This is a genomic window from Fictibacillus sp. KU28468 (genome assembly GCF_026153615.1).
Lineage (GTDB): Bacteria > Bacillota > Bacilli > Bacillales > Fictibacillaceae > Fictibacillus_C > Fictibacillus_C marinisediminis.
On record NZ_CP110666.1, the window covers coordinates 459,431 to 481,285 of the forward strand.

General features: G+C 44.1%; 20 protein-coding genes and 2 pseudogenes. 19 read left to right on the top strand and 3 right to left on the bottom strand.

The window, feature by feature from the left end; all coding sequences use genetic code 11:
* The first annotated feature begins 21 nt into the window (after nucleotides 1-21).
* The 4 genes and pseudogenes from OKX00_RS02335 (at nucleotide 22) to OKX00_RS02350 (ending at nucleotide 3,080) form a co-directional block, all read left to right on the top strand.
* A complete protein-coding gene (locus tag OKX00_RS02335) occupies nucleotides 22-1,137 on the top strand; it encodes a glycosyltransferase (protein ID WP_265409252.1) in 1,116 nt (371 codons plus the stop codon).
* Nucleotides 1,125-2,150 (top strand): annotated as a pseudogene (galE, locus tag OKX00_RS02340) (UDP-glucose 4-epimerase GalE). Before OKX00_RS02335 ends, galE begins: the two are co-directional and overlap by 13 nt.
* 24 nt (nucleotides 2,151-2,174) lie before the next feature.
* Nucleotides 2,175-2,606: a VanZ family protein gene (locus OKX00_RS02345; RefSeq protein WP_265409253.1), complete on the top strand. Its 432-nt coding sequence runs from the start codon at nucleotides 2,175-2,177 to the stop codon at nucleotides 2,604-2,606.
* 42 nt (nucleotides 2,607-2,648) lie between these two features.
* Nucleotides 2,649-3,080, top strand: coding sequence for a YkyB family protein (locus tag OKX00_RS02350; protein WP_265409254.1), 432 nt, complete (start codon nucleotides 2,649-2,651; stop codon nucleotides 3,078-3,080).
* Between the two features lie 3 nt (nucleotides 3,081-3,083).
* Here OKX00_RS02350 and OKX00_RS02355 read toward each other — a convergent pair whose 3' ends face one another.
* A complete protein-coding gene (locus tag OKX00_RS02355) occupies nucleotides 3,084-3,929 on the bottom strand; it encodes a hypothetical protein (RefSeq protein WP_265409255.1) in 846 nt (281 codons plus the stop codon).
* A 425-nt stretch (nucleotides 3,930-4,354) separates the two neighbouring features.
* On the opposite strand from OKX00_RS02355, the gene OKX00_RS02360 reads away from it, so the two are divergent.
* From OKX00_RS02360 to OKX00_RS02375, 4 genes and pseudogenes are all read left to right on the top strand, one after another.
* Nucleotides 4,355-5,203 (top strand): hypothetical protein, encoded by an 849-nt coding sequence (locus OKX00_RS02360; RefSeq protein ID WP_265409256.1) that lies wholly within the window; start codon nucleotides 4,355-4,357, stop codon nucleotides 5,201-5,203.
* 191 nt (nucleotides 5,204-5,394) lie between these two features.
* A pseudogene (locus tag OKX00_RS02365) lies at nucleotides 5,395-6,053 on the top strand (pre-toxin TG domain-containing protein); the annotation flags it as partial.
* Between the two features lie 3 nt (nucleotides 6,054-6,056).
* On the top strand, nucleotides 6,057-6,488 hold the full coding sequence (locus OKX00_RS02370) for an SMI1/KNR4 family protein (protein WP_265409257.1): 432 nt from the start codon (nucleotides 6,057-6,059) through the stop codon (nucleotides 6,486-6,488).
* 951 nt (nucleotides 6,489-7,439) lie between these two features.
* Nucleotides 7,440-7,805, top strand: coding sequence for a DUF805 domain-containing protein (locus tag OKX00_RS02375; RefSeq protein ID WP_265409258.1), 366 nt, complete (start codon nucleotides 7,440-7,442; stop codon nucleotides 7,803-7,805).
* Between the two features lie 89 nt (nucleotides 7,806-7,894).
* Here the strand turns inward: OKX00_RS02375 and OKX00_RS02380 are convergent, their stop codons facing one another.
* Entirely contained in the window at nucleotides 7,895-8,767 is an 873-nt protein-coding gene (locus tag OKX00_RS02380; RefSeq protein ID WP_265409259.1) for a LysR family transcriptional regulator, read from the bottom strand.
* Between the two features lie 150 nt (nucleotides 8,768-8,917).
* Here OKX00_RS02380 and hpaI point away from each other — a divergent pair, with 150 nt between their 5' ends.
* The 10 genes from hpaI (at nucleotide 8,918) to OKX00_RS02430 (ending at nucleotide 19,059) form a co-directional block, all read left to right on the top strand.
* Nucleotides 8,918-9,844: a 2,4-dihydroxyhept-2-ene-1,7-dioic acid aldolase gene (gene hpaI, locus OKX00_RS02385; RefSeq protein ID WP_265409260.1), complete on the top strand. Its 927-nt coding sequence runs from the start codon at nucleotides 8,918-8,920 to the stop codon at nucleotides 9,842-9,844.
* Nucleotides 9,845-9,865: 21 nt separating this feature from the next.
* On the top strand, nucleotides 9,866-11,383 hold the full coding sequence (gene hpaE, locus OKX00_RS02390; RefSeq protein WP_265409261.1) for a 5-carboxymethyl-2-hydroxymuconate semialdehyde dehydrogenase: 1,518 nt from the start codon (nucleotides 9,866-9,868) through the stop codon (nucleotides 11,381-11,383).
* 25 nt (nucleotides 11,384-11,408) lie between these two features.
* Complete coding sequence (gene hpaB, locus OKX00_RS02395) at nucleotides 11,409-12,884, top strand: 4-hydroxyphenylacetate 3-monooxygenase, oxygenase component (RefSeq protein ID WP_265409262.1); 1,476 nt, start codon at nucleotides 11,409-11,411, stop codon at nucleotides 12,882-12,884.
* Between the two features lie 153 nt (nucleotides 12,885-13,037).
* Nucleotides 13,038-14,021: a 3,4-dihydroxyphenylacetate 2,3-dioxygenase gene (hpaD, locus tag OKX00_RS02400; protein ID WP_265409263.1), complete on the top strand. Its 984-nt coding sequence runs from the start codon at nucleotides 13,038-13,040 to the stop codon at nucleotides 14,019-14,021.
* Nucleotides 14,022-14,294: 273 nt separating this feature from the next.
* Nucleotides 14,295-15,182 carry an FAD synthetase family protein gene (locus tag OKX00_RS02405; RefSeq protein ID WP_265409264.1) on the top strand — a complete coding sequence of 296 codons (888 nt, stop codon included), beginning with the start codon at nucleotides 14,295-14,297 and terminating at the stop codon, nucleotides 15,180-15,182.
* A gap of 26 nt (nucleotides 15,183-15,208) precedes the next feature.
* Complete coding sequence (locus OKX00_RS02410) at nucleotides 15,209-15,547, top strand: DUF485 domain-containing protein (RefSeq protein WP_265409265.1); 339 nt, start codon at nucleotides 15,209-15,211, stop codon at nucleotides 15,545-15,547.
* Between the two features lie 4 nt (nucleotides 15,548-15,551).
* On the top strand, nucleotides 15,552-17,102 hold the full coding sequence (locus OKX00_RS02415; protein WP_265409266.1) for a solute symporter family protein: 1,551 nt from the start codon (nucleotides 15,552-15,554) through the stop codon (nucleotides 17,100-17,102).
* Between the two features lie 43 nt (nucleotides 17,103-17,145).
* Nucleotides 17,146-17,817: a fumarylacetoacetate hydrolase family protein gene (locus OKX00_RS02420; RefSeq protein ID WP_265410448.1), complete on the top strand. Its 672-nt coding sequence runs from the start codon at nucleotides 17,146-17,148 to the stop codon at nucleotides 17,815-17,817.
* Nucleotides 17,814-18,611 carry a fumarylacetoacetate hydrolase family protein gene (locus OKX00_RS02425; RefSeq protein ID WP_265409267.1) on the top strand — a complete coding sequence of 266 codons (798 nt, stop codon included), beginning with the start codon at nucleotides 17,814-17,816 and terminating at the stop codon, nucleotides 18,609-18,611. The genes OKX00_RS02420 and OKX00_RS02425 overlap by 4 nt, the downstream gene beginning before the upstream one ends.
* Before the next feature lie 61 nt (nucleotides 18,612-18,672).
* Nucleotides 18,673-19,059: a 5-carboxymethyl-2-hydroxymuconate Delta-isomerase gene (locus tag OKX00_RS02430; protein WP_265409268.1), complete on the top strand. Its 387-nt coding sequence runs from the start codon at nucleotides 18,673-18,675 to the stop codon at nucleotides 19,057-19,059.
* 250 nt (nucleotides 19,060-19,309) lie between these two features.
* Here OKX00_RS02430 and OKX00_RS02435 read toward each other — a convergent pair whose 3' ends face one another.
* Entirely contained in the window at nucleotides 19,310-20,236 is a 927-nt protein-coding gene (locus OKX00_RS02435; RefSeq protein ID WP_265409269.1) for an ArsR/SmtB family transcription factor, read from the bottom strand.
* Between the two features lie 344 nt (nucleotides 20,237-20,580).
* On the opposite strand from OKX00_RS02435, the gene OKX00_RS02440 reads away from it, so the two are divergent.
* The gene (locus OKX00_RS02440; protein WP_265409270.1) at nucleotides 20,581-21,846 is read left to right on the top strand and encodes an extracellular solute-binding protein; all 1,266 of its coding nucleotides are present in this window, start codon (nucleotides 20,581-20,583) and stop codon (nucleotides 21,844-21,846) included.
* The last annotated feature ends 9 nt before the right edge of the window (nucleotides 21,847-21,855 follow it).

A 21,855-nucleotide genomic window follows, 5' to 3' on the forward strand; every position in this document is an offset into this window, starting at 1 on the left:
TATTTGCTTATGGAGAAAAGAATGAAAACCATTTGTTTTTATATCTCAGAGTATGGTTATGGCCATGCATCCCGATGCATGGCCATAATCAGAAGACTATTAAGCACTGACGAAGGCGTTCGGATCCTCGTGTGCAATCATTTTTCTTTAGGATTTATTAAGGATTCTCTCGTAAGCTTTAATGAACGTGTGGTATTCCATGATGTAGTGACGGATGTAGGCTATGTTCTAAAGCCGGGATCTTTGCAGCTGGATAATGAAGCTCTTCAGCAGAATGTAAAAAATCATCTCGAGTCAATTTCCGGCTTGATTAGTGATGAATGCCAGTTTTTGCGGTCCTTTGATGTGGATTGTATCGTCTCCGATATTGTACCGGCTGCTTTTGAAATTGGTGAGGCTCTATCGGTTCCGACGTTGGGAATTTCTAACTTCACGTGGTGGTCTGCGTATGAAGGTGTTTTGGAACAAGCACTGTTAGATAAGTTGGAAAGCATGTATGCCAAAATGGACTACTTCTTTTCGCTGGCTGGTGAAAGTGAACCTGGGTGGGGGAGAAGAGGAAGAGAGTCTTTTCATTTTTACTGCCGGCCGAGTGATCAGCGCGAGACCGAACGAATCAGAAAAATTTTAGATCCCACGGGTACGAAGAAAATCATCTTTGTGCCGGTAGGGATGAAGATTCAGTTAGGGGACATGTCGGAATGGGAGCTGTGGAATCAGCCAGACTGTGTATTTGTAGTTTCCAGTAATATGGCCATTCATCACCCGAACGTTTTTCACATTCCTGCCAACTATACAGAATCGCAAAATTATGTAGCAGCAAGTGACATGGTCATCACAAAAGCTGGCTGGGGAACGGTGAGTGAAGCCGTTCTTCACCAAAAGCCTTTGATCGTTATTAACCGTTCGGAAATGAATGAAGACCGCAACACGGTTCGCTTTTTAGAAAAGAATAAGCTGTGCCAGGTGGCAGATTGGGGGCAGCTTAAGGACCTGAATGTACGAGAGAAGTTCCCAGCTGTACCGTTCTATAAACAATATTTTAATGAAGTGGATGTTATCGCAGAATCCCTATTGGAAGTCATCGATAGAAATAAAAAGATGAAAAACGTGGAGGAAGTGTTATGGCCGTATTAGTTACCGGAGGCGCCGGCTACATCGGCACCCATACATGTGTGGAGCTCTTGAATGCGGGATATGAGATTGTGGTTCTTGATAACCTGTCCAACAGTCATGTGGAATCGTTGAACCGGGTCCGTGATATCACAGGCAAGTCCTTCGCTATTGAACAAGCTGATCTATTGAATAAAAGCGAAGTGGAACGCGTGTTTACGGAGCAAAATATTGACGCAGTCATTCATTTTGCCGGTTTGAAGGCAGTTGGTGAATCGGTAGCTAAACCTCTTTACTACTATCATAACAATGTCACGGGAACGATTGTTTTATGTGACGTAATGCAGCAGTTTGGTGTAAAGAACATGGTATTTAGCTCATCGGCCACGGTTTATGGATTGACGGATCAGGTACCGATCTCAGAAGGAGTATCGTTGAGTACTACTAATCCGTATGGTCGTACGAAACTACTAATAGAAGAAATTCTTCGCGATCTTTACATATCCGATAAGGAGTGGAGCTTTGCCCTCCTTCGTTACTTTAACCCTGTTGGAGCTCATGAGAGTGGACGAATTGGTGAGGATCCGAACGGTATACCGAATAACTTAACCCCATACATCACCCAGGTTGCCGTTGGGAAGCTAAAGGAGCTTCAGGTATTTGGAAACGATTATGAGACAGAGGACGGAACCGGTGTTAGGGATTATATCCATGTTGTGGATTTGGCAAAAGGCCATTTAAAAGCGCTGGACAAAGTGATGAACAGTGAGGGAGTGGAAGCTTATAACCTTTGAACAGGAAAGGGATACAGTGTTCTTCAAGTTCTGAATGCTTTTGAAAAAGCTATCGGTAAAACCATCCCTTACCGTGTGGTGGACCGCCGTCCTGGTGATGTGGCGGTAAGCTATGCAGATCCGACGAAAGCGAAAAAAGAACTTGGGTGGGAAGCAGAAAAGGATCTCGATGACATGTGCCGTGATGCGTGGAACTGGCAGAAGAACAATGTCTATGGCTTCAAAGAGGAAGTTATAAAGTAATGCCCCGCTGGAAATAACTGAAGTATGAAAAACATGAAACTATTCATCGTTATTGTTTGGGCACTTTTCCTAGGGCTGCACACCTTTACAGACAATCTGGAAAACCTGTTAAACCATCAGTCTATTAACTTTATGTGGCATTCCTCACCAAGCTATCACAATTTTTTTAATGTATCCGACATCACATGGATTCATCCAAACTTCTATCTTATCAAGTTCGGCCACTTTATTGGTTTCGGCATTCTGGACCTTTTCATTTTTCTTTGGTTAACCAGCCATCGAAAATCCATACTGCTTACTTTTAGTTTTGCCGTATTTACGGAAGTCCTGCAGTTGTACTTTGGCCGGGATGGCCGATTGTATGATGTGATCATTGACTCGTTTGGCATCGTTATGGTATATCAAATGTTAAAGCACTTAAGTAAGAGTGAGAAAGCATCGATTCCCTACGAATAGATGCTTTCTTAATAGATCTAAATTTACCTAAGATTGGACTTGATGAAAACGAAAACTCAAGAAATAGCGAAAGCCATTTATATGATCAACAAACATGCGAAGAATGCCCCGGCACTCTATTCGATGAAGGAGAGGGCTCTTCATCGGCTGTTGAGGGAAGGAAAAGCAGAGAAAATCGGTTTAAACTACTCGCCGAACCCGGGTAAAGCACTGCAGCGATTAGATGTACTCGTAAAGGTTGAAGATTTCTTATTTCACCTCCCCTCCACGAAAGATGATCGAAAAAATTTGGAAATCCTCACCTATGATTCTGATTATCGCAATCCCAAAGTGAGTATGCCTTTAAAGCAGGCCAAGCAGATACTGGAGACGTATTCGCCTTTGCCAAAGCCCCCTGCTGTCAAGCGTTCCCGTCCAAAGCAAAGGCCAAAATATATTGGGATCTCTACCTATTTGAATGGTACAAGTAAGTAATCGTTATTCTCCAAACCCTTCATTCAGCCAATCATACCCCAGAACATTGGAATAGCTTTCTCTTCTTCTCTCCACCGTCAGCATTCCATAAATCACTCCATAAAAATATTGAGCAAAGCTTGTCTTGATCTTTCGCAGTTTGTACTGGTAGACAGTGATCCTGAATCCCTGGATCACTTCCGGGACAAGCAGCTCCAGAGGTTTGTCAAAATTCAATTTCATGTAAGCCATCCGTGCCTTTTGCCAGAGGGAGCAGATTTCTGCAGCGGTGGTGAAAAAAGGTTTGACTGCGGTGATGAAGTTTCTTGGAATGTAGTCGGGAAGATAGGAATAATCCAATGTGCTGGCCGATACGGTCTCTTTACGTAAGGTTTTGGTTTTATTTGTTTGTGTTTTTGTTTTTAAAGATGTAGTTTCCGGTTCGGTTTTGATCGGTTCTTTCTTAGGTGTATCAGGACTTTTAGGGGCTGAACGCCCTGTCAAATTTTCAGCCGGCGGTCTGTCAAAACGACGAAAAACAAAAACGTTGTGCGCATAGCCGCCTTTGTTTCGGAGGGTGTGATGGATGGAGATGATCCCAAGCTTTTTTGCTTTGTGCAGCATGCGTTCTACTGTGGAACGGGAAATCCCTCCTTTTTTATAACAGGCAGAAACAAGCGTGCAAATCTTGGCATTGCACACCCCAATAACCTTGACACTATATCTTGTTAACTGATGAAAGGCGATCAGCTCCCCCTTCGTAAACTTCTCCTTATGTACCTCCAAGAATCGTTTGTTCGATTCATTGAACTCCTTCACGGTTTGAAACTCACTCAACTCTTTAAAATTCGTAATCTTTCCAGGCACCATGCAGCTCTTCCTCTCTATAAAAAGCTCTTCACTCTTTAAATAGAGAAAAGAAGAGAAAAAGAGGCATCACTTTGTACATTTTTTTTGGGGAGTAGAAAGTGAATGATGAGAATTGTTAAGAGTGGTACGAAGGAAAAACTTAATCATTAATTAAATTTTAGCTGCCCCAATAATTAAGGCAATTTTATTGTGTGAGAGAGGTTAGTGGTTGCCTCCACCGTAAAAAAAGACAATCCTTTTCTAATTTTCCCATGGATCTTTTGCGTTTTTGCATGATTGGTAAAGCATGAGAGGGTCGTAATTCTGTCTATGTAAAATTAACCACATTTTATAAAAATTAATCTTGACTCATGAATAAAATTAGAATAAATTTAATACACAAAGATATAAATTTTATATCTGGAGAAAATTAAGGAGTGTTGAATATGAGCAGCGATATGTCTGAAAAAATTTATGAGTTGTTACTAGACATTCACACCGAAATTAAAACCACTAATGAATTATTACAGGACCTTTCAAAGCATACCCTCAACGTTGAACATAACCAAAATACAACCCTTGAAGAAATAACCTTATTTGCCAAAGAGCCACATATTAAAGACAACCCCGAAGCTGAGTTGTTTGAGCGGTTAATTCTGACGTATTTAGAGGAAGAGCAGATACGGATCGCAAGTGGAAATCAACGAAAAGCCCCTAGACGCGTTTCCATTCAGTTGAATCAATCTTTAAAGGAATTCTTTGAAAAGTATCTTGGAGACACTCATATTCATGTGGAGCGCATAAAAGAAGGGTTCATTCTTTTCAAAGTACGCGATACTCCACTTGCAGCCGTTAAACTGATCACTGATCTGGGGTTTGCAAGAAGTGAAGATTTTTTCCAAGCGGCTAAAGAGTACACACACACCGCAGCCACCTTTGGAGTGGAACCGGGAAATATGTTCTTCATCATTGGCACAGTAAAAAACGGAATTAATAAATCCTATGTTGAAAAGGTACTGGACCAATCTTTTACGGCTACATCCGATTTCCTCAATGACCACACCTTGGTAAAGAAGTTCAACGAACAATACTTTTCTCAGGTTGATGCATTACCCCGTCCTACGAAGCAGATCTTTGTTTTGGCATCTGAAATTCACCCTAATGATCTTTCCTTTGATTTGGTTAATGGAAGAACGGATATGGATTCCATTCAAAGCAAAATAAAAGCTTACCCTTGGCTATGTGAGCTTGGCAGATTATTCGATGCCGTAAAAAGTGCAGCAAAAAATAATTGATCCCAGCTGCTGCAAGCCATTGATACAGAACCACGGTTAAACGAACTTGTGCTTAAACCGTCGCTGTTTGGCGGTTTTTTCCTTTTTTTAGCTATAAAATATCCCTTATACTTATATAGTAAAAAAAAGAAAATGAAGGAATCCAATTTATCCACGGACCGAAAATGCTTTCAGAACTGGAACATGCCCAGCGAGCATTAACAGGCATTGACCCAGCCACCGGAGAAGAAATCTCTGGATGGGGCAGGGTTTTGGCTGGAGGAATGTTTGTCTTTGGGCTTACCCCAATTGGGAAGGGTGTTAAGGCATTCAAGGTTGTGAGAACGGCTGATAAAGTGATAGGGGTGGCGAAGGAAGGGCAGGCCGCGAAAAGGGTTGTTGGTGCTGCAACTAGGGTCAAAAGTACAGATATTCCTGTGAAAATTGATAATGATTTAATAAAAAATTATGTCAGGGATATTGAATCACGTACAAACAGAGTGTTACCGAAAAATCAGATAGAAAAATTGAAAGAAGCGTTAAGGAATAAAGAATATAAAAAGTTAACTCCTGCAGAAACAAGAAAACATAGACGGTCATTTAATAGAGTTAAAGATAAGCTTATTGAAGAGTGGGAGATAGAATCTGGGCAAAAATGGCCAACTTACACTGAAGAAGTTATATCAGAGAAGACCGGTGAAATTGTTCGGAGAAAGGGAGATAAGTATGATGCTCACCATATAATTGAAAATAGTTTCCAAGGAGAACATGAATGGTGGAATATACATCCCGCAAGATTTCCGAACGAACACCAATCTGAATCCATGGCACTGGTTCTCCAGCTAATAAATTATTCAAAGGTGGTAAGTAATAAATGAGATTTGATTCTATAAAGGAACAAGTAGGTAATGAGTTTTATCCAGTAAGTGAAAAAGAAATTGAAGAAGCTGAATCTAATTTGGGTTTGAAGTTCCCTAACGATTTAAGAGAGTTTCTTTTAGAGGTTGGATATGGTTTCCTTAAAAAATCAGATAATAATATCAATCGTATTATGGGACCGGCTTCAATAAGAGATGCTAGATTGAAAGTTATTGATTTTGAATTTTATCCAGATATAGAATCGTATGAAGAACATGAAAAAGACAAATTAATTTTCTTTGAAGCAAATGAAAGTGCCTTGTTACTTATTGAATTAGGTGAAGGAAATAATGGTATTTATTATGATGAGATAAAAATAGCTAATTCTTTAGAAGAGTTTTTAAGAAAAATGATGGACGACGATAACTATTACATTAACATGGAGTAATTTATAAGAAGAAGAGTATTAGAGGACGATGGACTTGTGAGCCATCGTTTTTCTTAACTCAAGAGAGAGAAAGAAACACTTACTTGTAGGTGGGAAAGATCGGATTCTTAGAAGTGTACTTTTTTCCTTTTTCAAGCTTAACCACTCAATAAATTTACACCTAGTAGAAGTCAAGATTCTTGAATACAAAAATCTAAAATGAAAAAAGCGATAGAATTTTTATTCCTGGATTAAACTAAAACAGCAGCTCTCAAAGGCTGCTGCTGTTCATTTGCTGTATGCTGTTATTTATCGAGGGCAACGAATGAGTGAAATGCGTGCCACTTCAGATCCTCTGAATATTGTATTAATAAAAGTCTCCTGGCACTTAAAAACTCTTAGCTTAATAGTATTAGGATTCCGTGTCAATACGAGTTCAAAGTCGACAAATCGTTCAGATAACTTACCAATTCCAATAGCTGTCACTGTATTGTTGAGAGGACAGGTAACCGATTGTAAGAGTAGTGCTTGAAAGTCAAGTCCCGGTGCAGTATAACCGAAACCTATACCAAATTGGCAATTGTCGCAGATGATTCCTTCTATGAACTCTCCTTGTGGGGCTTTTAAACCAGCAAACTCCGAACGACACTCACATCGAGTTTCAGTTGGAAGTAATTTTCCTCTACGAGCAGGACATTGTTTTCTCTCGAAAATACGCTTTTTAATATTAGGATTTATTCTAGACTTCGAACAACGACAATTCCCTTTTTTTATTGACATATCATTTCCCCCATAAATCAAAATAACCAACTAAAAAGTTATTATTATTCTATGAGGACAATCTATCTATGGTTCGGGCCACATTACTATTTATACCAGGTATTAATAGAACAAAAGGGATACATCCAACCGCCTTATGGAAAAACAAAGTTTCTTTCCGTATTATTGTTATTAGAGAAAGGAGGTTTAAATATGAACTGGTATTTAAAGGTTTTTAAAAACTATATTGGTTTCAAAGGAAGAGCCAGACGAAAAGAATACTGGATGTTTACATTGTTCAACCTGATCTTGTTATTGATTTTAAACATTATCGAAAAAGCTGCACATCTTGAGGAGATGTTAACGGGTATTTATTCTTTCATTGTTCTTATACCTTCTCTGGCTGTTGGAGCACGAAGGCTTCATGACACGGGAAGAAGTGGCTGGTGGCAGTTACTTAACTTGATCCCTTTAATCGGAAGCATCATTCTCATTGTATTCTTTGCTCAAAAAGGGGAAGAAAACGAAAACTTTTACGGCAAGAATCCAATACTGGAAGAGGACAGAACGGCAATATAAGTTTTGTTTAATAAAAGGAGGCCAAGTGCCTCCTTTTTTCTATACATGGAAGGTCTTACAAAAAAGAGGATACATAATCAACTCGAAATTCATCTATCCTCAAACATCTCCAAAAACCTCACCGCCGCCCTTGATAGATACCGATCCTTCAACCAAATCACCGCCGACTTCGACTCAATCTTACAATCTTCCAGCTCTACGACTTTTAACCCCTTGGCAGGAAATGCTAGTAAGGTAGATGACGGCAGAAGTGCAACACCAACTCCTGCTTTTACTAGAGATAGAAGCATCGCGGCATCCGGACATTGGCAGACGACGGTCGGTTCGTAGCCGTGGGATTTCCAGGCGTTAATAACGAGTTCATATAAGCCGACACCGCTCACACGATGCAGGAGCATGAGTGGCATTGGGGCCAGTTCTTTCATGGGAATGGTAGATTCCATGCTGCTGTTTTCAGGGACGACCACGACAAAGTTGTCGGTCGGCAGCTCAATGGAAGAGAAGTCGTTCAGCTCCAGGGGAAGCCGGACGATGGCGAGTTCAATTTCCCGCTTCCGTAAAGATTGGGCCAAGCGGAAGGAATCGCCTTCCTGCAGGCGGAATGTCACTTGCGGATAGTGTTCCCGGAAGTGCCGGAGCCGTTCAGGTATGTACGAGAAACAGGTTTTTACCGAACCGATCGACAGTTCTCCTTTTAACCCTTCTCCTATTTCTTTTACCTCAGTGATCGTTTCATCCATCTGATCCAATAGCTTATTCGCTTTTTCATAAAGTACTTTTCCGGCTTCTGTTAACTCCATATTTCTGCCGTTTCTCTCCATCAAAAGAACACCAAGCTCCTGTTCCATCAATTGGAGCTGCTGGCTTAACGGCGGCTGAGACATGTTCAATCTTTTTGCGGCACGCGTAATCTGGCCTTCCTGAGCAATAGCGGTAAAGTAACGAAGCTGTTTGAGATCCACTGGAACATCTCCTTTTTTGGTATATGAAAATCATATCGGAAACCAATGATTTTAGTATTTTTCATATAGTGTAGCATATGGTAAGTTTTATTTGTCTATTTTTTCAGATTAGTTTATGAATTCGAAAAAAAATAATGAGGAGTGACGTACATGTCTTCGTTTCAAGAGGTAAAACAACGAATAAGAGGATCGATTGCCCCTATTATTACGCCATTTAATGAAAGCGGTTCCATAGATTTCGAAACGCTTGAGAGCTTGATCAACTGGCACATTGAGAGCGGCAGCCACGGGATCTCAGTAACAGGAACAACAGGTGAGCCGAGCTCTCTAACCCTCGAAGAGCGCGTTCAAGTGATGGAAGCGGCAGCAAAAGCAGTAAATGGCCGTGTTCCTTTCGTACCGGGGACAGGTTCAACGAATCACGAAGAAACGCTTTACCTAACGAAAAAAGCTCAGGAATTGGGTGTCGATGCTGCGATGGTCATCGTGCCGTACTACAACAAACCTTCTCAGCATGCGCTGTATAAACACTTCAAAGCCGTAGCAGACTCCGTCGATATCCCCATCATCGTCTATAACATCCCAGGAAGAACGTCCGTCAATCTTGAAGTCAAAACGCTCTCCCGACTAAGCAAAGACTGCCCGAACATCATCGGTGTGAAGGAATCCAACAAAGATTTTGAACACATTAACCGTGTATTGCTGGAGTGCGGAAGAGACTTTCTTCTGTATTCAGGAATCGAGCTGTTGTGCTACCCGATGCTTGCGATCGGCGGTGCCGGTTACATCAGCGCCACGGCGAACGTGGAACCGAAGAAAGTAGCCGAAGTGTATGATGCCTGGAACGCAGGAGATACGGAACGAGCGTTAAATCTTCACTATGAATTGATGCCGCTGAATGACGTTCTTTTTAAAGATACCAATCCGGCGCCTTTAAAAGCAGCACTGGGAATGATGGGAAAAATCAAGCCGGTTCTGCGTTTGCCGATGGATCTGCCAACTCAAAAACTGCAGGATGAGATCCGCGAAGTGCTGAAGCAATATGTGGAACTGCCAGAGGGTACGGCAGCGAGATAAATGATAAAGGGAGTGGAAAATATGTCTACGCAAGTACAAGATACTCAAGAAAAACGCGTTCATGATCGGCAAGAAGACATAAAGCTCTATATTAACGGCAGATTTGTGGAAGGAACGTCAGGTTTAACTTTTGAAAATAGAAACCCTTTTACAAACGAAGTCATCAACAGTATAGCGGAAGGCCGCAGTGAAGAGGTCGATCAGGCGGTTACAGCGGCAAAACGTGCGTTTGAAGGATCATGGGGATCGATGAAACTATCCGCACGCATGAAGTATATCAACCGCATTGCCGACCTGATTGATGAAGAGGTGGAGGAGATTGCGTATTTGGAAGCGCTGGATACCGGGCTTCCGATCGCCCAGACGAGAAAGATGACGGCTCGTGCGGCAGAAAATTTCCGTTTTTACGCCCGTATGGTTCAAACGAAACTGCACGGTGAATCGTATCCGGTGGATGATGAGTTCATCAATTACACGGTCTATAATCCCCTTGGTGTCGTGGGATTGATCACGCCGTGGAATGCGCCGTTCATGCTGGAAACATGGAAGGTCGCGCCGGCACTTGCAACCGGGAACACCGTGGTTTTAAAACCGGCAGAGCTGTCTCCTTTATCCGCTAACAAACTGGCAGAAATCATCCACAAAGCCGGACTTCCGGAAGGCGTTTTTAACGTGGTCCATGGCTTTGGTGAGACGGCAGGTGCGTCGCTCGTTGCCCATCCTGATGTGAAAGCCATTTCGTTTACCGGTGAAACGACCACAGGATCGATCATCATTAAAAACTCCGCGGACAGCTTAAAGAAAACATCAATGGAGCTAGGCGGAAAGTCTCCACTGATCGTTTTTGATGATGCAGACTTTGACCGTGCCCTTGATGCGACGGTGTGGGGGATTTTCTCCTTTAACGGGGAACGCTGTACGGCGAACTCCCGCGTTCTTCTTCAAAAAAACATCAAAGACCGGTTTGTGGAAGCATTGAAGGAACGTGTGGCCAACATCAAGATTGGTGATCCGCTCGATCCATCCACACAACTCGGTCCGCTCGTGGAAAAAGAACACTACAACAAAGTAAAGCAGTATATCGAGCTGGCGAAAGAGGAAGGCTGTGAAGTCGTCCAGGGAACCGTTCCGGAAGACGTGAAAGCCGGCAACTTTGTTCCGCCGACCTTATTGCTGAATGCGACAAACGATATGAGGGTGTGTCAGGAGGAAATTTTCGGTCCGGTCATGTCGGTCATCGAGTTTGAAACCGATGAAGAAGCGATCGCAGTGGCCAACGATGTCCGATACGGTCTTGCAGGATATGTGTGGACGAAGGATCTGAAAAGAGGACATCGCGTGGCACAGGCAGTGGAAGCAGGAATGATCTGGGTCAACGCCCAAAACGTGCGTGACCTCCGCATCCCGTTTGGCGGAAGCAAAGACAGCGGAATCGGCAGAGAAGGCGGACATTATGCCTTTGAATTTTATACCGAGCCGAAAGTCATTCATGTAGCAATCGGCGACCACCATATCCCTCAGTTCGGGATGAAGAAATAAGCAGAATCTGAAAGGAGAGAACAACATGCCAGCTAAAACAGGACAGCAATATATCGATCGAGTCGACCAGGCTCAAGCGAACGTGTGGATCAACGGAGAACAGGTAAAAGGGAAGGCTTCCGAGCATCCTGCGTTTAAGGGAGTGATGAAAACGCAGGCTGAGCTGTATGACATGCAGCACGATCCGAAGAAAAGGGATTTGATGACCTATATCTCCCCATCTTCAGGAGACCGCGTCGGAACCTCGTTCATGCAGCCGCGCTCAAAGGAAGATTTGGAGAAGCGCCGCCTCATGATGCAGGAATGGGCAAAGCATAACGGCGGAATGATGGGACGTTCCCCGGACTACATCAATGCGGGGATGATGGCGTACGGAACCGCGTCGGACATGTTCGGCGTGCAGGACCCGTTTTATGCGAAAAACATGGCGGAGTACTATGAGTACTGCCGAGAGAATGACCTTTCCTTAACGCATACACTCATCCAGCCGCAGGTGAACCGCGGGGTGAATGCCGCGCAGCTGCCTGATCCGTACATTGCCGCACGCATTGTGGAAAAAACGTCGGAGGGAGTTGTGATCCGCGGGGCGAGATTGCTGGCGACGCAGGGTGGAATCACGGATGAAATCATGGTGTTCCCTTCTACATTGTTGAAGCAATCTGAAGAGGAAAATCCGTATGCTTATGCTTTTTCTATCCCGAACAACACACCGGGCTTGAAATTCATCTGCCGCGAGTCGTTTGATTACGGCAAGTCTCATTTTGATCATCCGCTCGGCTCCCGTTTTGAAGAAATGGATACAATCGTGGTGTTCGATGATGTTGTTGTGCCTTGGAACCGTGTGTTTGCACTCAGTGATGTTGGCGTCTGTAACCGGGCGTACAACGAGAGCAATGCTGTTGTACATATGACCCATCAGGTCGTATCAAAAAACGTGGCCAAAACGGAATTTGTGCTGGGGATCCTTCAACTCATGGTGGAAACCATTAATATCGGCCAATACCAGCACGTGCAGGATAAAATGTCAGAAGTCATTATGGCTTTGGAGACGGTTAAAGCATATGTGACGGCAGCAGAAGCCAACGCGAAAATTGATAAATGGGGCATTATGACGCCGGACTTTACGCCGTTAAACATCGCTCGAAACTATTATCCGAAGATCTATCCGCGCTTTGGGGAGATCATGCAGCTGCTCGGAGCAAGCGGCTTAATGGCGATTCCATCAGAAGCGGACTTCAACTCCGACATTCGCCCGGACCTGGATAAATATCTGCAGTCAGCAACAGGGGATGCATACAACCGTGTGAAGCTGTATCGCCTGGCTTGGGACGTCTGCATGAGCGCTTTCGGTTCCAGACAAACGCTATATGAGCGCTTCTTCTTCGGTGATCCGATTCGAATGGCAAGCGCACTGTACAACGGCTACGACAAGCAGGAATACGTGGACCGCGTGAAGGAGTTTTTGACACGTTCTGAGGAGCTGGCTTCGGAAAAGGTGTAAGTGACATCTGCAGTTTTAAGTTTGGTTCGTGGAGGATACGGGCAACTTTTGGATTGCGGGCAACTCTGACTCTTATTCGGGCAACTTATCCAAGTTTCCGGGCAAGTTCCCAAAATGTACATTTTACGTGGACAAAATAAAAGGGGGAGACTCATGGATTTTAATATCATCCGAATCGCGAGAACGATCATCAATGTGAAGGATTTAGATCGTTCCAGGGACTTTTATGTAAACGCTTTAGGTTTTATCGAAACCGAAAGTGATGATGAACATATTTACTTACGAGGATTGGAAGAGCATACCCACCATAGCCTGGTTTTAAAGAAATCGGAAAAGCCCGGTGTTCATGCGCTTGGCTATAAAGTCGAAAAAGAAGAGCATCTCGATGAACTGGCTTTGTTTTTCCAATCCAAAGGCTTAAAGACGAAATGGTTGGAAGAAGGTACGCAGCATGCGCTCGGCCGTGCACTGCACGTGCATGATGTATCAGGAATGCCGCTCGAGTTCTTCTGCAAAATGGATCGGGTGGAACGCATGCTTCAGCGGTACGACCAGTATCGAGGGGCAAGGATTCAGCGGATCGACCACGTGAACTGTGCGGTTTCGGATGTGGAAAAAGCGTATGACTTTTTCACGAATGAACTGGGATTTGCTTGCTCTGAGTACACTGCAACCGAGGATGACCGCATCTGGGCTGCATGGCTGCACCGCAAACAAGGTGTTCACGATCAAGCGTTCATGAATGGAGAAGGACCTCGCCTGCACCATATCGGGTTCTGGCTGCCGGATCCGATGGCGCTCATCCATTGCTGTGATGTGCTGGCGTCTCTCGGATATGGAGACAGCATCGAGCGGGGGCCAGGCCGCCACGGGCTTTCCAACGCGTTCTTCCTTTACTTGAGGGATCCGGACGGCTACCGCATTGAGCTCTATAATGGAGACTATTTAACAAGCGATCCGGACTTTAAGCCGATCCGCTGGGACTTGGACGACCCAAGACGCCAGACGTTCTGGGGACATAAAGCACCTGAGAGCTGGTTCAACGAAACTTCACCGTTTTTAGATATTGAAACAGGTGAGGAGCTGGCCGTTTCCAGTGCGAGGTTAAAGCAAATCAAGCCTGAGTTTGTTCTTTAATGATGGCTCTACTCTAAAAGCCTTCATTGACAAGTTGACTGGAGTGCAAGGTGCGAGACTCCAGCGGGATGAGCGTGACAGGTGAAACCCGCAGGCGCTTGCGCCGAGAAAGTAGGCGCTGGCGCCGGTAAGGCTCAGCGCACGCCCTGCGAAAGTAGGCGTTTACGCCGGTAAAGGCGAGCAACCTGAAACGGAAATCAACCACTTCCAAGAGCAACAACGGTTACGAGAACAGCTTTTATTTTTGAACAAATCGAAAGGGGAGGAGCAGTGATGGAGACAATCTACATTCATCACCCGGTTTCAGAAGCAGTTAAAGCTGAGATGGATTCCTGTGTCTTGGCGCTTGGGTTCTTCGACGGCGTCCATATCGGGCACCAAGAGATTCTTGAAAACGCCAGAAGGATCGCAAAGCAAAAAGGGTTGACCTTTGGTGTAATGACATTCTACCCTCATCCAAAAACCGTGATTCAGCCTGATGAGGAACCAATGACCTATTTAACACCATTGCCTCTAAAGGAAGAAAGGTTTCAAGCGCTTGGTGTGGAAAAGTTATTTGTAGTGAAATTTACTCCTGAATTTGCCCGCCTTACCCCTGAAGATTTTGTACAGCACTATATCCTCGGACTCCGCTGCAGACATGTTATTGCGGGGTTTGATTACCACTATGGCTGCAAAGGTAAAGGAAACATGGAAACCCTTGCGGCTGATGGCCGGTTTGGCGTCACGATGGTCCAGAAAGTGGAACATGGCCAGGAGAAGATCAGTTCTACGGCGATCCGTCACTTGCTGTCAGCCGGAAATATGAAAGCCGTTCCGGATTATCTGGGTGATTTTTATGAGGTAAGAGGGGTAGTGAAGCAAACGCCTTTATTTTATAGGAATCAATTCCTGAAAGTCGCGGTGGATGCCCTTTACCGGGTACCGATACCAGGTGTTTATAGAATCCAGGCTGAAATTGATGGGGAGCGCTATGACGGTGTTTGCCACGAAATCTCGCAATCTGGTCATGATACTTCAGTGCTTCTTCAATTGAAAGATGGTTTCATAGATTCTCATCAAAAGCGGATTAGCATCATGTGGATCGATTTTGTTTCCGGAAAGCCGCAGGAAACACATCAGATCCATCACTATATGGAAGTCAATAGAATGGTTATTTAATAAAAAGGTATAGGGGGACAGTTGTTATGTTGGAATTGAATGAACAGACTGTTGCACCAGGTGAGTCCTTAAATTACGAGGAAATTGCAGCATCGGAGAAGTTTAAACGCCTGCTGCGCTCCAAAAAACGTTTTACGATTTCCGTTACACTTTTCTTTCTCTGTTTTGCTTTGCTGCTTCCTGTTTTGGCCTTCTATACAGATCTCTTAATCAAGCCTGCGGTCGGTGCCATTTCGTGGGGCTGGGTTTTTGCGTTTGCGCAATTTGCGATGACATGGATCATCTGCCATTTATATGTGAAAAAAGCGGCTGAGTTTGATGACATGGCCGCCCAAGTACTGAATCAAGAAGTGAAGGGAAGGTAACGGGATGGACGTCAAAGTAGTTAGCCTTTTTGCATTGATTGTGGTGGTCACGCTTCTGATAACATACTACGCATCGAAAAGAACGAGAAATGCCAGTACGTTCTATACAGCAGGCGGCGGTTTATCCGGCTGGCAGAATGGTTTCGCCATCGCGGGAGATTTTATGTCAGCCTCTTCTTTCTTGGGATTGATCGGGGCCATCGCCCTCGTCGGCTATGATGGTTACTTTTTAATGTATGGCGCGCTCGTCTCCTACTTGGTCGTTCTCCTGTTAGTGGCCGAACCTCTTCGAAACCTTGGAAAGTACACGTTGGCCGATATGATTGCCGAGCGCTTCAAAGCCAAAAAAGTGCGTGGAGTCACCGCGTTTAACGCGCTGACCATTTCGGTGTTTTATATGCTCGCTCAGCTTGTAGCCGCCGGTGCTCTGTTTAAGCTTTTATTGAATATTAACTATGAAATCTCCGTTGTGCTCGTCGGTCTTGTGATGCTCACGTTTGTGATTTTCGGAGGAATGACGGCTACGAGCTGGGTGCAGATTACAAAAGCCATACTACTTCTCGGCGGCACGCTTCTTATTTTTATCATGGTCATGATGAAATTCGACTTTAACTTTATGCGTGTGTTTGAGGATATGAAAACTGCCACTCCTTTGAAAGCGGCGTATTTAAATCCAGGAGCGAAATATACAAATGGACTCGATGCGATATCGCTGACTCTCGGTTTAGTCCTGGGTACGGCAGGGCTTCCTCACGTTCTCAGCCGTTTCCTAACGGTTCCGAACGCGAAGGTGGCGCGTAAATCTGTCGTTTATTCCATTTGGATCATCGGCTTGTTTTATGTGATGGTTATTTTCCTAGGATTTGCAGCTGCCAAATACGTGGGAATGACGGACATTATGGCCGCTAACCCGGCTGGAAATATGGCCGCTCCGCTCCTGGCAAAAATGCTTGGCGGCGACACGTTATTCGCCCTTATTTCTGCCGTTTCGTTTGCAACGATTCTTGCCGTCGTAGCGGGAATCGTGCTGACAGGAGCCACCGCTTTCTCCCATGACTTCTATAACGAGATCATGAAAGGCGGAAAGGCCACCGAAAAAGAACAAGTCCGCATGGCGAGGCTGGCCTCGATCGGGATCACGATTCTTTCTATTGTATTGGCGTTGTTCGTGCAAAAAGTAAATGTGGCATTCCTTGCATCGCTCGCACTGACTGTCGCAGCCAGCTCCAACTTGCCCGTTATTTTGTTCACCGTCTATTGGAAGCGCTTTAATGTGAACGGTGCGATCACAGGAATGCTTGTAGGATTATTTGGAACCATCCTCCTTGTTGCGATCAGTCCGAACGTGTGGAGTCCGGAAGCGGGGAAAGCTCTCTTTGTCGGAACTCCACTCTTCCCGCTAGCCTCACCGGGAATCGTGTCTATTCCGTTAGGCTTCTTGGGCGCATATCTTGGAACCATCCTGTCTTCCCGTAAAAGTGAAACCGGCAACTTCCAGGAAATATTGGTTAAATCGAATACCGGAAGTGATGTAAAAGGAGTCACCCAGCATTAATAACTTGATGCAGTAAGGAGTGAATGATGTGAACAAAGCAAAAATGGATCCGGTGCCTGGCACCGTATATGGGACGCTTCTTAACTATAAAGGAGCAATGGCCGCGCTTGGGGATGCGGTTAACGAAGCTCCTTACACAGAGGCGCCAAAAGGTCCGATTCTCTACATTAAGCCGGTGAATACAATCAATGGCCACGGCAGTGCGATCCCGCTTCCTGAAGATGTGGAGGAGCTGGAAATTGGTGCAGCATTAGGGGTTGTGATTGGAAGTACGGCAACTCGTGTGAGCATGGATGAAGCGTTGGACTATGTAGCGGGCTATACGGTAGTGAACGATGTCAGCGTCCCGCATGAAAGTGTTTATCGCCCTGCCATTAAACAAAAAGCGCGGGATGGGTTTTGTCCTGTTGGTCCGTGGGTCATCGAGCGGGATGCGGTGGCGAATCCGGATTCTCTCTCTGTAAAAGTGTGGATCAACGGAGAGCTGAAGCAGGAGAATACGACGGCTAACCTCGTTCGTTCGGTTTCCCGACTGATTGCGGATGTGACGGAATTTATGACACTGAACGCGGGGGATGTCCTTATGGTCGGCGTACCAGAGAAGGCGCCTCTAGCTAAAGCTAGGGATGCGGTACGAATAGAAATAGAAGGTGTGGGTTCACTTGAGAACACCATTGTGCCTGAACATGAAACCGTATTTGGAGGTGCCCTATGAAACGAGGACGAGTCGCCTATTCAGGCGCCATCCATGACGCGGTTGAAGTGGACGGCTGCCTTCAGCTGAATGATGGACGAATTGTTTCCGAGCACGATGTTGTCTGGCTTCCGCCGGTGCTGCCCCGTACCGTGTTTGCGCTCGGTTTGAACTACGCAGATCACGCGAAGGAACTGGATTTTAAAGCACCGCCAACCGAACCGCTTGTCTTTTTAAAGGGTCCGAACACGTTCGTCGGCCACCGTGCCCAGACGCGCCGGCCGGCAGATGTTACGTACATGCACTATGAATGCGAGCTTGCTGTCGTCATCGGCCGTCCTGCCCGTAAAGTAAAACGTGAAGACGCCTATCAATATGTTGCGGGTTATACGGTCGCCAACGACTATGCCATTCGGGACTATCTTGAAAACTATTACCGCCCGAACCTAAGAGTAAAAAACCGAGACACCTGCACACCAATCGGTCCGTGGCTTGTTGATGCTCAGGATATTGATGACCCTATGAATCTAGCGCTGAAAACCTACGTGAACGGAAAACTGACGCAAGAAGGAAACACCCGGGATATGATCTTTGATATTCCTGCACTCATCGAATATTTGAGCATCTTTATGACACTGAATAAGGGTGACATCATTTTAACAGGTACTCCTCAAGGAACGGTGAATACAGCGGTTGGGGACGAAGTGGTTACGGAAATCGAAGGAATCGGCCGTCTGATGAACACCATTGTGGGCGATGATACGTTTTTAGGTGTTCAGCCGATGAGAGTTAGTGTACAAGAGAAAGCTGAATAAGGGATGACGGCGGGGGAACTTCATGGGTTTTCCCGCTCTTCACGTTGAAAGGAGTATAATCATGCCGCATTTTATTATAGAGTATACCGACAATATTAAGGATCAGGCGGACATTCCGGCTCTTCTTGAAAAAATTAACGCTGTACTGATCTCCCGCAGCGATATCTTCCCGATTGGCGGCATCCGTTCAAGAGCCATTGAACTGAAGGACTATCGTGTGGCAGACGGGAAAGAGGACGATGCCTTTGTTCACGGAGTGCTGAAGATCGGGGCAGGGAGATCGGAGGCGGATAAAAAGGCTGTTTGTGATGAGCTTTTTGAGGTGATCAAGAGTCATTTTGCGGAGCTGTTTGCTTCAAGGTATCTAGCGCTGTCCATGGAGCTGAAGGAGTTTAGTGACGCGGGGACGTATAAGCAGAATAATATTCATGGGAGGTTTAAGAAATAATCTACTATTTTTCAGGTAAAACAACAGCCGCCAAGGAGGAATTGGCGGCTGTTGTTTTTTTATGGGGAAATCAAACGTAACTGTATTAACAATCCCTATCATCTTGAAAGGGGTTGTTGAAATGATTCATTAAGATTTGTTCGTGCGATCTGTTTTCCCATAGCTTTCTCAATAATGCTTAATATCCAGATTCAACCTCTTTTTGTTTATCCTCCGAAAGATTGTGTCTTTCATTGGATCTTTTTTATATTCATTGAGAATAAATAATCCTCATTAAAATATCTTGTGGATAATCACCAAATTGATTTCCAAACAGGTTGATCCCCCCAATGTTCGGAGCATCGGATTTAATACCGATCCTGAAATTCAGATGTTTTTGTTTATCGACAAGTATATCTTTTAACGAAGTGTTAGAAACCTTTATTTCATCTAAATAGCTTCCATCCTCGGTAATTTTCCATGATTTTAAAAGACCATACTGAGTGTGCCCCTCTTTCGGAAACCACACAGGGTTTAAATCCCCTTTCCTTTCACCAAAATCACCGGGACATGTCCACGTACAAATTTCTTGATCATTGATCCATATCGTAATATCTGAAGGCCAATTATGGTCATAGTGCGGTGCCTCTGAACAGAGCTCCATTGAAAATTGAACAGATTGAATTTTTGCATTGGACGGAAGCTGCAATGGGAATCGATAGTCGATATACCCCTTGCGGAACCAGATCATTTGAGCATTCATTCTTTCCGGATGGTAAAATAATGCAGGTTCATCCAAGGGATCGAGTACACCAGTCTTCGTAATGATTCCGCAGGTTGGCGAAATATTAGCATCAAAGTAATGACCAATCGGCATTTCCAGCTGATACATATTTTCTTTATTGCCATAACCCATATCCATCCTTAAATCCATATGAATATCTTCAAAAACCCGCGAACAAACCTTCATTGTCCCCCTCGTTGCAGGAAGCAGTTCAGTATAGATGATCCCAGCTGTCTCTAGAACCCGTATGTTTAAAGCAATAGTGGAAACTGGCAGATTTAATTGTTCTGCCATTTCATTGATGTTCATTTTTTTCGTATTTAGTAATTTTAGAATATCGATTCTTACCTTTGAAGAGAGCGCGTGAGCTACCTTAATCAAAGCGTCTGATTCATCAATTGTGAGTTCTAGCAAGAAAATGCAACCCCTATCTTATTTTTATGAGGAGAACCATATAGCTCCATAATAAAGGAATAACTGGAAATGTAAAAAGATATTGACTTATCAAAATGAAAGCGTTATCTTAACAATTAATACAACAATACTGTTTCAAACATAATATTTGTATTAAATACTACAGTATTTGTTTCGAAAAAAACAGTATTTTTCTTAGCGCATCGGTGATTTTTAACATAAATTTTCTGAATTTTAAATCTTTTTAACAGGAAGGGGGAACGATCGGTCCGAAGGGATGATGGAGGTCTTCTATTTGCTGTTTTTCCAACTGTCTTAACTAATTAACGAGGGGGAAATTCAAGATGAATAAGAAAATCAAGGTAATGATTAACTGTTTGATCATCGTTATTTTTATTCTTTCCTTGGGGGCGTGCAGCCAAAGTTCATCGTCTGATAAGGTGGGAAAAAATGAAATTGTGTTTTGGAATCCGTTTGTAGGTCCAGATGGTAAAAACATGCAGATGATGGTCGATGCCTATAACAAAACGAATCCGAAGTTTAAAGTGAGAAATATCTCACTAAAAGAAGCCGATATGTACGCAAAGATTCCTACCGTTGTCAATTCAGGCAGAAACATCCCGGATTTAAACATTGTTCATGCTGAGCGGATCAAACAATTTGTGGACAAAGACATGCTGGTTCCAATGGATGATTCCCTTGCAAAATATCCTGAAATTAAAGCTGAAAATTATGTAAAAGCGGGCTGGGATATTGGCGGCCTGGACAATAAGCGATATAGCGTCCCTTTGGATGTGCATAGCTTTGTTATGTACTACAACAAAGATCTGGCAGCCAAATATGCGCCTCATGCCCTTGATGATAATATCGTTACATTTGATGAAATAAAAGAAGCAGGCTTAAAAGCGAAAAAAGATGGTATTATAGCGACCCCTGTTACTTGGATGAAGCCTGCCTTCTTGTCGGTGTACAGCCAAATGGGTGGAAGCATTACGAGTGATGGCACGAAGCCGACTTTAAACACGGAACAAGCTGTAGACACGTTAAAACTCTACAATGGTTTTGTAAAGTCAGGCATCACCAATAAAGATGGCCAGGATGCGGGTCAAGTCTTTAAATCTGGAAAAGCGATCTTCTACCCCGAAGGAATCTGGATGCAAAATGATATTAAGAAGGCAAAGAATTTAAATTGGGGAATGACAAACTTCCCTCAGCTAAGTGATGACAAGAACAAAATGGTGAACTGGAGTTCTTCCCACCAATTTGTACTTCTTAAAAATCCTGAAAGAAACAAGAAGAAAACTGAAGGCGTCATAAAGTTTATTGACTGGGTAAGGGATAACTCCCTTCCATGGGCAGAAGCGGGTCAAAACCCGGCAGCATTAGCTACATTGGATAATCCTAAATATCACAAGATGCCTCAATCCTTCTTGATTAAAGATGCAACAGAACAAAAATCGTTAAAAATCTTTGACTACAAGTACAATGGCTATATCTCTGAACAACTGGACAAAATCGGCAATGATACGGTATTTGGAAAGCTCGATATTAAGAAGGCTCTAAAGGATTCCCAGAAAACCGTAGAGGATAAGATTGCACAGGATAAGTAAGAGGAACCA